At 62.7% G+C, this 11,592-nt stretch carries 11 protein-coding genes; all 11 read left to right on the plus strand.

Features of this window, described 5'->3' with window-relative positions:
* The first annotated feature begins 94 nt into the window (after positions 1–94).
* The 11 genes from cbiE to GQX66_RS27750 all read left to right on the plus strand — a co-directional run bounded on the left by cbiE (position 95) and on the right by GQX66_RS27750 (position 11,359).
* Entirely contained in the window at positions 95–1,306 is a 1,212-nt protein-coding gene (gene cbiE, locus GQX66_RS27700) for a precorrin-6y C5,15-methyltransferase (decarboxylating) subunit CbiE (protein ID WP_240872081.1), read from the plus strand.
* Positions 1,299–2,396 carry a cobalt-precorrin-5B (C(1))-methyltransferase gene (locus GQX66_RS27705; protein WP_102688354.1) on the plus strand — a complete coding sequence of 366 codons (1,098 nt, stop codon included), beginning with the start codon at positions 1,299–1,301 and terminating at the stop codon, positions 2,394–2,396. Before cbiE ends, GQX66_RS27705 begins: the two co-directional genes overlap by 8 nt.
* Entirely contained in the window at positions 2,393–3,121 is a 729-nt protein-coding gene (locus GQX66_RS27710; protein WP_240872082.1) for a cobalt-precorrin-6A reductase, read from the plus strand. The genes GQX66_RS27705 and GQX66_RS27710 overlap by 4 nt, the downstream gene beginning before the upstream one ends.
* Before the next feature lie 191 nt (positions 3,122–3,312).
* Complete coding sequence (locus GQX66_RS27715) at positions 3,313–3,615, plus strand: type II toxin-antitoxin system RelE/ParE family toxin (RefSeq protein ID WP_085611238.1); 303 nt, start codon at positions 3,313–3,315, stop codon at positions 3,613–3,615.
* A 3-nt stretch (positions 3,616–3,618) separates the two neighbouring features.
* Positions 3,619–3,909, plus strand: a complete 291-nt coding sequence (locus GQX66_RS27720; RefSeq protein WP_085609233.1) for an addiction module antidote protein — start codon at positions 3,619–3,621, stop codon at positions 3,907–3,909.
* Positions 3,910–4,006: 97 nt separating this feature from the next.
* Positions 4,007–4,408 carry a DUF2946 domain-containing protein gene (locus GQX66_RS27725; protein ID WP_240872083.1) on the plus strand — a complete coding sequence of 134 codons (402 nt, stop codon included), beginning with the start codon at positions 4,007–4,009 and terminating at the stop codon, positions 4,406–4,408.
* Positions 4,409–4,456: 48 nt separating this feature from the next.
* Positions 4,457–4,936, plus strand: coding sequence for a copper chaperone PCu(A)C (locus GQX66_RS27730; protein ID WP_085655581.1), 480 nt, complete (start codon positions 4,457–4,459; stop codon positions 4,934–4,936).
* A gap of 21 nt (positions 4,937–4,957) precedes the next feature.
* Positions 4,958–5,404, plus strand: a complete 447-nt coding sequence (locus tag GQX66_RS27735) for a DUF2946 domain-containing protein (protein ID WP_240872084.1) — start codon at positions 4,958–4,960, stop codon at positions 5,402–5,404.
* 84 nt (positions 5,405–5,488) lie between these two features.
* Positions 5,489–7,609 (plus strand): TonB-dependent copper receptor, encoded by a 2,121-nt coding sequence (locus tag GQX66_RS27740; RefSeq protein WP_240872085.1) that lies wholly within the window; start codon positions 5,489–5,491, stop codon positions 7,607–7,609.
* Between the two features lie 79 nt (positions 7,610–7,688).
* Positions 7,689–9,068, plus strand: a complete 1,380-nt coding sequence (locus GQX66_RS27745) for a PepSY domain-containing protein (protein ID WP_240872086.1) — start codon at positions 7,689–7,691, stop codon at positions 9,066–9,068.
* A 164-nt stretch (positions 9,069–9,232) separates the two neighbouring features.
* Complete coding sequence (locus GQX66_RS27750) at positions 9,233–11,359, plus strand: TonB-dependent receptor (RefSeq protein ID WP_240872087.1); 2,127 nt, start codon at positions 9,233–9,235, stop codon at positions 11,357–11,359.
* Positions 11,360–11,592 lie beyond the last annotated feature (233 nt).

An 11,592-nucleotide genomic window follows, 5' to 3' on the forward strand; every position in this document is an offset into this window, starting at 1 on the left:
CGAAGGCGCGGTATTATGCCTGCTTTGTCCGACGGCATGAAAAGTCTGCCCGTCGGAACGGCGCGTTTGCGGACACTTTTTTGAGGGGCTACAGATGTCACCCTGGCTGACAGTAGTAGGAATCGGTGAAGACGGCTTCAAGGGCCTGGGCAAGAATGCCCGGCGCGCCTTGATGGGCGCTTCGCGGATCATCGGCGGTCAGCGTCAGCTGGATCTGTTGCCGGTGTGCATCCGTGGCGAGCGCCAGTTGTGGCCGAGCCCGTTTTCCCTGGCCCCGGTGCTCGAGCATCGCGGTGAAGCGGTGTGCGTGCTGGCCAGCGGTGATCCGATGTTCTACGGCGTTGGCGCAAGCCTGGCGCGGCAGGTGCCGGGGGCCGAGATGCTGGTTCTGCCGGCGCCGTCGTCCTGCTCGCTGGCGGCGGCCCGACTGGGCTGGCCGTTGCAGGATGTCAGTGTGCTGTCGCTGGTGGCTCGCCCGCTTGCGGCCCTCAACGCACAACTATTCAGCGGCGTGCGCCTGTTGTTGCTGAGCAATGACGGACAAAGTCCGGCGGCTGTTGCCGCGTTACTGCGTGAGCGCGGATTCGGCGCCAGTCGCCTGAGCATCCTGGAACATCTGGGCGGCAGCGACGAGCGCCGCATCGACGGCACCGCCAACGACTGGAATGATCCGCTCATTGCCGACCTCAACGTGATCGCCATCGAGTGCCTGGGCGATCCAGATACACCACGTCTGTCGCGCCTCGCCGGCCTCCCGGACTCGGCTTTCCAGCATGACGGCCAACTGACCAAACGCGACGTGCGCGCAATCACCCTCGCCCGCCTCGCCCCGACACCGGGCGAACTGCTGTGGGACGTCGGCGCCGGCAGCGGTTCGATCGGCATCGAGTGGATGCGCGCTCACCCGAGCTGCCGCGCTCTGGCCATCGAGGCCGATGATGGCCGACAACAGTTGATTGAACACAACCGCGATGCGCTGGGCGTTCCCGGTCTGCAATTGGTTCGCGGCAGTGCCCCGCAAGCTCTCGCCGGGCTGGAGCGCCCGGACGCGATTTTCATCGGCGGCGGCGTGACCCGCGAAGGCGTGCTCGACACCTGCTGGGAACAACTCAAACCCGGCGGCCGACTGGTCGCCAACGCCGTGACCCTGCAAAGCGAAATGACCTTGATGAGCTGGCGCGAACGCCACGGCGGCGAACTGACCCGCATCCACATTGCCCAGGCGCAGCCGCTGGGCGAGTTCGACACCTGGCGCCAGGCCCTGCCGATCACCCTGCTCGATCTGGTCAAACCCCTCGATGCGTGACGAAACCGCCGAACAACCCGCGCCCTTGCGCAGCGGCCTGACCACCGGCAGCTGCGCCACGGCCACCAGCCTCGCCGCGGCGCGCCTGCTGCTCGGCGGAGCGGTGGCGGACGCCGTGCAGATCGTGTTGCCCAAGGGCAAGCAGGTGCAGATGCGTCTGGAGTTCTGCCGGCTGACCGAAGACGGCGCTGAAGCCGGGACGATCAAAGATGCGGGCGACGACCCGGACGTGACTCACGGTGCCCTGCTTTATTCGCGAGTGCGGCTGATGGCCGAGCCGGGAATCCGCTTCATTGCCGGCAAAGGCGTCGGCACCGTCACTCGGCCGGGGCTGGTGCTGGGCGTCGGCGAGCCGGCGATCAATCCAGTGCCGCGCAAGATGATCAGCGATCACCTGACGCTGCTCGCCGAAGAAACCGGCTATCGCGGCGGCTTCGAGGTGACGGTCAATGTCGAGGGTGGCGAAGCCCTGGCGCTGAAAACCATGAACCCGCGTCTGGGCATTCTCGGCGGCCTGTCGATCCTCGGCACCAGCGGCATCGTCAGGCCGTTTTCCTGCGCGGCATACATTGCCTCGATCCATCAAGGCATCGACGTCGCGAAAACCAACGGCTACCTGCACATCGCCGCCTGTACCGGCAACGCCAGCGAGGACACCATGCGCCGGGTCTACAACCTGCCGGAAATCGCCCTGATCGAAATGGGCGACTTCGTCGGCGCCGTGCTCAAGCACCTGCGCAAAGTGCCTGTGGATAAACTCAGCCTGTGCGGCGGCTTCGGCAAGATCAGCAAACTGGCGGCCGGGCACATGGATCTGCACTCGCGCCATTCGAGCATCGACTTGCCGCAACTGGCCGAATGGGCGGCGGCGATTGGTGCCGACGACGATTTGCAGCAAGCCATTCGCGGGGCGAACACCAGTCAGCAGGCATTGGCGATGGCCAGTGCGGCGGGCGTTGCGCTGGGCGATGAAGTCTGCCGCCATGCTTTGGAGTTCGCCCGTAGCGTGGTGCCGGCGCAGGTTCAGGTCGAGGTGTTTGCGATTGATCGTCAGGGCGGCATCGTTGGCCATGCGGGAGCCTTTGTATGAAGCGAATCTTGTTGCTCGGCGGCGTGACTGAAGCGCTGGCCATCGCGCGCACGTTGGGGCCGGAACACATTTACAGCCTGGCCGGGGTCGGCCGGGTGCCGACCGATCTGACGTGTCAGGTGCGCGTCGGCGGCTACGGTGGCGCCGAAGGTCTGGCGCAGTTCATTCGCGACGAAGGCATCACACTTTTGCTCGACGCGACCCACCCCTACGCCGCACAGATCAGCCAGAACGCCGCCACCGCTGCGCAACTCACCGGCACCCCCTGCTGGGCCCTGCGCCGCCCCGCGTGGCAACCGCAACCCGGCGATGACTGGCGCGAAGTCGCCGACTGGGCCGAACTGATCACCGCCCTCGAACCCTTCCGCCGCCCACTGTTCACCCTTGGCCGCGAACCGCTGCAACACCTCGACGAAATCCCCGCGCACCAGTTCTGGACCCTGCGCGCCCTCGACGTCTACCCCGGCAACGAACGCTGCGAAGTCATCGGCGCCCGTGGGCCGTTTCTGCTGGAAGATGAGCGGGCACTGTTCGAACGCCGGCAGATCGACGTGCTGATCAGCAAGAACAGCGGCAGCACCGCAACCGAGCCGAAACTGGAAGTGGCGCGGGAGCTTGGGGTGCCGGTGCTGGTGTTGAAGCGGCCGGTGTTGGCGGGGGTTGATCGGGAGTTCAAGAGTACGTCTGAAGTCCTGGAAGCCCTCTCTACGTCAGATAATTCCTGATTTCGAGCTAATCCTTGATTTGACCGGCAAAATTTCAGGAACCAGCCGACTGTTCGCCCCTGCCACCTCACGCCAAGATTTCGATTCCTTTAATCCACACAGATTTGCAGCGAGCAAATTCTTGAAGCGCACTGCTGCCTTCAAGAAAAATGCGGCTTGTCAGTCTGTATCCCAAGGAATACGATTTCGACATGATCGAATTTGAACGATCCCCTGCATTTGCCGATTGGCTCGACTCGATGAAAGACACCAACGGCAAAGCTCGCATCATCGCCAGAATTCGAGGTGCAGAGCATGGAAATATGGGTGATTGCGAGTTCGTTGGCAGTGCCGTTTATGAAATGCGCGTTCATTACGGTCCCGGTTACAGGATGTACTTCACACGTAAAGGTAACGTGATTTATCTGCTACTGCTGGGGGGCGACAAGTCGACACAAAAACGAGATATCAAACGCGCCATCCGGATGGCGCAAAGCATCGGTAATGAGGAGTAAGTCATGACCGAAAAATTCACCCGCTTCGACGCTGCAGAGTTTCTTAAAACGCCGGAGGAAATGGCGGCTTACCTGGACGCCTGTTTTGACGAAGATGCTGGCGATGGCGTTCTCATCCGTGCAGCGCTTAATGACATTGCCCGCGCCCAAGGCATGACTCAGGTTGCGCGGGATGCAGGTCTGGGTCGTGAAAGCCTTTATAAAGCGCTGAGCAGCACTGGAAATCCGGAATTCGCGACTATCATGAAAGTCATGAAGGCGCTGGGTTTGCGGCTGCATGCCGTAGCAGGCTGAATCCTCTGCGACACCAAACCGCACGACGCTTTTTTACTTATCGGCCCTGATCAGGCTAAATAGCCGCGCCTGATCGCCCACCCTACGGATCTGTCCCATGAACCGACACCGGCTCGCATTTGCCTGGATCGCCTGCTTTGCAGTGCTGTTCAACATGCTCGCCATGCCGTTGACGGGAGCGATGGCGCAGGCGGCGCAGACGCCGGCCGAGCAGTTGCTGTGGAGCAGTTTCTGCACCGGCAGCGGGACGAAGATGGTGGCGATCGACATCGGCAGCCTCGATCAGAAAGCGCCGCAGAGTGGTGACAGTCATTCGACCATGCAGCATTGCTGGTGCTGTTCCGGATCGGCGCCGGTGGTGGCGTTGCCGGGGCAATCGCCGCAGCTGTATTTCGCTCGATACGAAAGCAATCGCAGCGTGGCGCCCGCCGTGCTGCAAACTCCGACACCGCGCCAGCAATGGCCGAGCCTCAATCCCCGCGCTTCCCCTCTGGTTTGATTTGTTCCCGCATTTGACCTGCGTTTCAAATCGTTCTGGAGAACTGCCATGTTGAACAAACTCATCGTCATCGCTGCGCTGTTGCTGCCTGCGTGCTTCGCCCATGCCCACGAATACAAGGCCGGCGAGCTGGAAATCGCCCACCCGTGGTCGCAGGAACTGCCGCCGAACGCGCCGACGGTTGCCGCGTATTTCATCATTCACAACGGTGGCAAGACGGCTGACCGCCTGCTCAGCGTCGACTCGCCGATCGCCCCGACAGCGGAACTGCACGAGCACGTGATGCAGGGTGATCTGATGAAGATGCAACAGGTGTCGAACGTGGCCATCCCGGCCGGTGGAAACGTGACCTTCGCGCCGATGGCCTATCACGTGATGCTGATGAATCCGACCGACCGCAGTCTGCTGACCGACGGCAAGCGCTTTCCCCTGACCCTGCATTTCGAAAAGGCCGGTGACGTGACCGTCGAAGTGGCCGTGCAGAAGAAGCCGCCGGAAGCCACGCAAGCCCACGCGCACGCCCAGTAACCGTTCCGGCAGACTCCGCCCATGCGCCCCCTGAGCGCCAGGCCCTCCCTGCAACGCCGTCAGACTGAACACCTGACCCGCGGCAGCAGGATCGCCCTGTTCGCCATGTTGATGATCTTCATCGGCCCGCTGATTTCCCAGTCGATGCCGATGGATCAGCACGCCTCGACCTCCATGCCGATGAGCATGGACATGTCGATGGACATGCCGGGCATGGATCATTCCGGGCACAGTGCACAGCCCTCCACCGAACACTGCCCACCGCAATCCTCGCACCATGTGCTGTGGGAAAAGTGCGGCTATTGCAGCCTGCTGTTCAACTGCCCAGCGCTGACCGGTGGCGGCAGCTTCGCCACTTTCAGCATTCCACTCGTCAACACCTTCACCCCGCCCTCCCCGCGTCTGGGCCATGCCCGGCAGACCTTCTTCCCCGGCGCCCGCACCCGCGCCCCGCCCGTCGCAGCGTAAACACCCACCTCTAATTGCACACGGTTGAGAAGACAGCCTCAGGCTGCCGGCCGTGTCGTTTACGACTGTTTGATGGAAATTGTCATGTCCAGGTTTTCTGCTGTCCCGCGCCCGGCTTCTGCCCCGGCGTCCTTTGCCCTGAACGAATCCCGCGTTCGTTTCAGGCACGCTACCGCCGTCCTTTGCGGCGTCCTGCTGTCCCCGCTGGTCCACGCCGACGAACATGCCGGCCACGCTGATGAGCTGAGCCCGACGGTGATCACCGCCATCGCCCCGAGCTCGCCGCTGACCATCGTCACCAACCCGAAAGACCCGCGCCAACCAGTGCCGGCCAGCGACGGCGGCGACTACCTGAAGACCATTCCCGGCTTCGCCCTGGTGCGCAACGGCGGCACCAACGGGGACCCGGTGCTGCGCGGCATGTTCGGTTCGCGCCTGAACATCCTCACCAACGGCAGCATGATGCTCGGCGCCTGCCCCGGCCGGATGGACGCGCCGACCTCGTACATCTCGCCCGAGACCTACGACAAACTCACCGTGATCAAAGGCCCGCAAACCGTGCTCTACGGGCCGGGCGCCTCGGCCGGCACGATCCTGTTCGACCGCGAACCGGAAAGTTTCGGCGAACTCGGCACCCGGGTGAACGCCAGCCTGCTGGCCGGCTCCCACGGACGCTTCGACAAAGTCGTCGATGCAGCGGCCGGCGGCTCGCTCGGCTATGTGCGGGTGATCGGCAACACCGCGCACTCCGACGACTACCGCGACGGCAACAACGACATCGTTGCCTCGCGTTATGACAAGTGGAACGGCGATGTGGCGCTGGGCTGGACCCCGGATGCCGACACCCTGATCGAACTCACCGCCGGCAAGGGCGACGGCGAAGCACGCTACGCCGGACGCGGCATGGACGGCTCGCAATTCCTGCGTGAAAGCCTCGGTCTGCGCGTCGAGAAATCCAACATCACCGATGTGCTGGAGAAGCTCGAAGCCCAGGTCTACTACAACTACGCCGACCACGTGATGGACAACTACACCCTGCGCACGCCGTCCGGCACGGGGATGATGGCCGGTCCCATGGCGTCCAACGTCGACCGCCGCACCCTCGGCGCACGGATCAAGGCCACCTGGCGCTGGGCCGATATCCAGCTGATCACCGGCCTCGACGCGCAGACCAACGAACACCGGCAGCGCAGCGGCATGGGCATCGATACCTACAAGGATCAGCCGTTCACCAAGGACGCCGACTTCCATAACTACGGGGTGTTCAGCGAAATGACCTGGTACGCCGCCGACCGCGACCGGCTGATCACCGGCGCCCGGGTCGACCGTGCCTCGGCCAGGGATTTCCGGCAGACCACCGGTTCGGGAATGATGTCGCGCCCGAACCCGACTGCCGGCGATACCCGCGCCGACACCCTGCCGAGCGGCTTCGTCCGTTACGAGCATGAGCTGGCCGACAGCCCGACCACGCTCTACGCCGGCCTCGGTCACGCCCAACGGTTTCCGGATTACTGGGAGCTGTTTTCGCCCAAGTCCGGCCCGGCGGGTTCGGTCAATGCGTTCGATTCGATCAAACCGGAAAAGACCACTCAGCTCGACTTCGGCGTGAACTACAAGGACGCCGACCTCGAAGCCTGGGCCTCCGGCTACATCGGCCAGGTGCGCGATTACATCCTCTTCGATTACACCCCCGGGATGATGGGCATGAGCACGTCCCGCGCCGAGAACATCGACGCGCGGATCATGGGCGGCGAACTCGGTGCCGCCTACAAACTCACCGACAACTGGAAAGCCGATGCGACCCTGGCCTACGCCTGGGGCAAGAACAGCAGCGACGGCAAGGCTCTGCCGCAGATGCCGCCGCTGGATGCGCGCTTCGGTCTGACCTATACCGAAGACAACTGGAGCGCCGGCGCACTGTGGAGGGTGGTTGCCGCGCAAAACCGTATCGACCAGAACAAGGGCAACGTGGTCGGCAAGGATTACGACAAGAGTTCGGGCTTCGGCGTGTTCTCGCTCAACGGCGCCTACCGGATCAACAAACACTGGAAGGTCAGTACCGGCGTCGACAACCTGTTCGGCAAGGCTTACGCCGAACACCTGAACCTGGCGGGCAACGCCGGGTTCGGCTACCCGGCCAACGACCCGCAAGCGATCAATGAACCGGGGCGCACGCTCTGGACCAAGGTGGACATGAGTTTCTAACCCTCAAGGGCGCTCGCTCCCTTGAGGGAGCGGGCGGCAACAGACAACGAGAAGATCCAAGCCAAGCGGAGCACACGTGATGAAACAGCCCAAACCGAATTTCTACAACCTGGCCTGGCGTTGGCATTTCTATGCCGGATTGTTCGTCGCGCCATTCATGGTGATGCTGGCCCTGACCGGCATCATTTACCTGTTCAAGCCGCAGCTCGATTCGCTGATGTACAGCAGCCTGCTGAACGTCCCCGCCGGGCATCACACCGTGCCGGCCGATGACTTGCTGCAAAAGGTCAAAAGCGCTTATCCACAGGGCCAGGTCACCCAGTACCTGCCACCGGCGAATGCCGAGCGCAGCGCGCAGTTTGTCGTGGCCAATGCCGGCCATGAACTGAACGTATTCGTCGATCCGTACCACGGCGACATCCTCGGCGAGCAGGATGCCAAGCAGAACCTGCAAGCCATCGCCCGGGCGATTCACGGCGAACTGATGATCGGCACCGTCGGTGACCGACTGATCGAAATGGCCGCCGGCTGGGGCGTGGTGCTGGTGGTGTCCGGGGTTTTCCTGTGGTGGCCGCGAGGTCAGGCAGCGGGAATTTTGTGGCCACGCCTGAGCAGTCGCGGCCGCGTGCTGTGGCGTGACCTGCATGCCGTGACCGGATTCTGGGGCGCGGCCTTGCTGCTGGTGATGCTGCTCAGCGGCATGACCTGGACCGGCTTCTGGGGCAAGCAGTACGCGCAGGTGTGGAACGTGTTCCCGGCGGCGATGTGGGACAACGTGCCGACCTCCGACGTCGAGGCTGGCAGCCTCAACAACGCCGCCCGCCAGACCATACCGTGGGCGATGGAAAACACCCCGATGCCGATGTCCGGCGACCACGCCGAACACATGGCCCACGGCGGCATGCAACACGGCCCCGCTGCACCGACCATCCGCCTGCAGGATGTGCAAAACATCGCCATCGAGCGCAAGGTCGAGCCGGGCTACAGCATCACCCTGCCGACCACTGCCACCGGCGTGTTCACCATCGCGGTATTCGCCGACGACCCGCGTAACGATGCGACCCTGCACGTCGATCAGTACACCGGCAAAGTTTTGGCCGACGTGCGCTTCGAGCAGTACGGCGCTGTTGCCCGGGCTACCGAGATCGGCGTGATGCTCCACGAAGGCAAGATGTTCGGCACCTTCAACCAGATCATCGTGTTGCTGATCTGCCTGATGATCCTGCTCAGCGCTGTCAGCGGCGTGGTGATCTGGTGGAAGCGCCGGCCACACGGCAAGTTCGGCGTGCCGCCGCTGCGCCACGATCTGCCGAAGTGGAAAACCGGGGTGGCGATCATGCTGGTTCTGGCGGTGGTGTTTCCGCTGGTGGGGGCTTCGCTGGTGGTGGTGTGGTTGCTGGATCGGCTGCTGGTGTCGCGTCTGGGCCGACAAGCTGAATCTGCCTCAACTTCATCATGAAACAGGCGAGATGCGCGATTTAGACAGATCTTTAAACTGCCGGGGCTTAAACTCCGGCATTTTTTAGTGTTACTGTATAACGCAAATTTTTGCTGCTCCGCCCGCAGCCATGCACCGTCATGAGCCTGCGGGCTTTTCTTTTGAAGAAGTGATTCACCGCCCCGATGAACAAGTACCTCTTGTCCAGCCTCTGTCTGTTCGCCTTGAACAACAGCGCCCACGCCGACAACGCCCCGCTGACGCTGCCCACCGGCACCATCACCGCCCCGGCCAATGACGACCAGACCGTCAGCCTGACCACGCCGACCAGTGCCGGCTCGCGTCTCAACCTCAGCGCGATGGAAACCCCGGCCAGCGTCGAAAGCCTCAGCGGCGAGCAAGTCCGCGCCCGTGGCGATCGCAGCGTGCAGGACGCGGTGTCGCGCAGCACCGGCATCAGCCGCACCGGCACGCCGGGCGATGGCGGCACCTCGTTGCAGGCTCGGGGTTTTACTGGGCAGAGTTCGGTGATGCAGTTGTATGACGGTAACCGCATGTACACCGGCATGGGCACCGTGACGTTCCCGGTCGACACTTGGTCGGTGGAGCGCGTCGATGTCCTGCGCGGCCCGGCCTCGGTGCTGTACGGCGAAGGCGCGACCGGTGCGGTGGTCAACGTGATCCCGAAGAAACCGTTCGAAGGCGAAATCGAAAACCACGTGCGCGTCGGCTACGGCTCGTTCGACCGCCAGCAACAGGCGTTCGACAGCGGCGGTTCGCTGACCGACACCCTGAGCTATCGCCTCAACCTCAACCGCCTGCGCAGCAATGGCTGGGTCGATCGCGGTGATTCATTCAGCGACTTCATCTGCGCCGCCCTGCGCTGGCAGGCCAATGACGACCTGACCTTCACCCTCGCTCACGATTACGGCGACCAGCGCCCGCAGAACTACTTCGGCACGCCGCTGATCAACGGCCAGTTGAAAGACGGCCTGCGCAACAAAAACTACAACGTGCGCGACGACAAGCAGCACTACAACGATCAATGGACGCGCCTGACCACCGACTGGCAGATCAACGATACGGTCAGCGCCAGCAACGAGCTGTACTACCTGAAGGCCCAACGCCGCTGGCAGAACGCCGAGAACTACAACTTCGACGCTGGCAGCCAACAACTCAGCCGCAGCGGTTACTTCGGCATCGGCCACAAACAGGAACAGGTCGGCGACCGCCAGACCTTCACCTTCAAGCATTCGCTGTTCGGCCTCGACAGCCAGACCGTGACCGGCGTCGACTACAACCGCATACGCTTCCAGCTCGACAGCAACTCGCCATTCAATGACGTATTGCCGAACGGTCAGCCGCTGGATCGCTATCACCCGCAAACCGGTTATTTCGAGAGCGCCGACCCGTATCGCGATCAATTCGACAGCACCACCAAACAGATGTCGGTGTTCGCCGAAAACCGCACGCAACTGAGCGAACGCTGGTCGTTGGTAACCGGTGTGCGCCGCGACTACGTGCATGTGGATCGCAACAACCTGGTCGACGGCAGCCAGAGTGACAAGACCCTGACCGGCAACAACTGGAAGGCCGGCCTGGTGTTCGCACTGACGCAGGACACTTCGTTCTATGGCCAGGTCGCCACCAGCACCGATGGCATCGGCGGTCTGATTTCCCTGAGCCCGAGTCAGCAGCAATATGATCTATCCACCGCGCGGCAAACCGAGATCGGCTTGAAGCAGCTGTTCTGGGATCAGCGCGGCGAGTTCACCCTGGCGGCGTATCGCATCGTGAAGAAGAAGCTGCTGACCGACGATCCGGGCAACCCGACGCTCAAGCAGCAGGTCGGCCAGCAATCGTCGAACGGCCTGGAAGCCAGCCTCGATCTGCAATTGCCGAACGCCTGGCAGCTGCAGGCCAACGCCGCCATCGTCAAAGCCAAGTACGACGATTTCGAAGAAGTGGTCGGTGGCGTCCCCGTGTCGCGCAACGGCAATCGCCCGGTGGACGTACCACGGCGCACCGCCAATCTTTGGCTGAGCAAGGCGCTGACCGATGACCTGAAAGCCGGTGCCGGTGTGCGTTACGTCGATGCGCGCTACGCCGACATGGCCAACCGTAACGAGCTGCCGAGCTACACCGTGATCGATGCGACGCTGTCGTGGAAAGCCCTGCGCAACACCACGCTGGGATTGCAGGTGAACAATCTGTTTGACCGGACGTACGCGCAAAGCCAATACAATGAGGGCCAGCAGTGGATTCTGGGTGAGCCTCGTTCGTTCTTTGTCACGGCTGACTACACCTTTTGACTCACTGGCCCCGCCCTCACCCTAACCCTCTCCCGGAGGGAGAGGGGACTGACCGAGGTGTTTGGGCAAGTTACACCGACCTGAAATACCGGGTCGAACTCAGGACTTGAAGAGCACGAAGATCGGCTCCCATTTCCCCTATGGACGGGGCTGACCGAGGTGTTTGGGCAAGTTACACCGACCTGAAATACCGGGTCGAACTCAGGATTTGAAGAGCACGAAGATCGGCTCCC

Source organism: Pseudomonas sp. B707 (assembly GCF_022496685.1).
Taxonomy (GTDB): Bacteria; Pseudomonadota; Gammaproteobacteria; order Pseudomonadales; family Pseudomonadaceae; genus Aquipseudomonas; species Aquipseudomonas paraglycinae.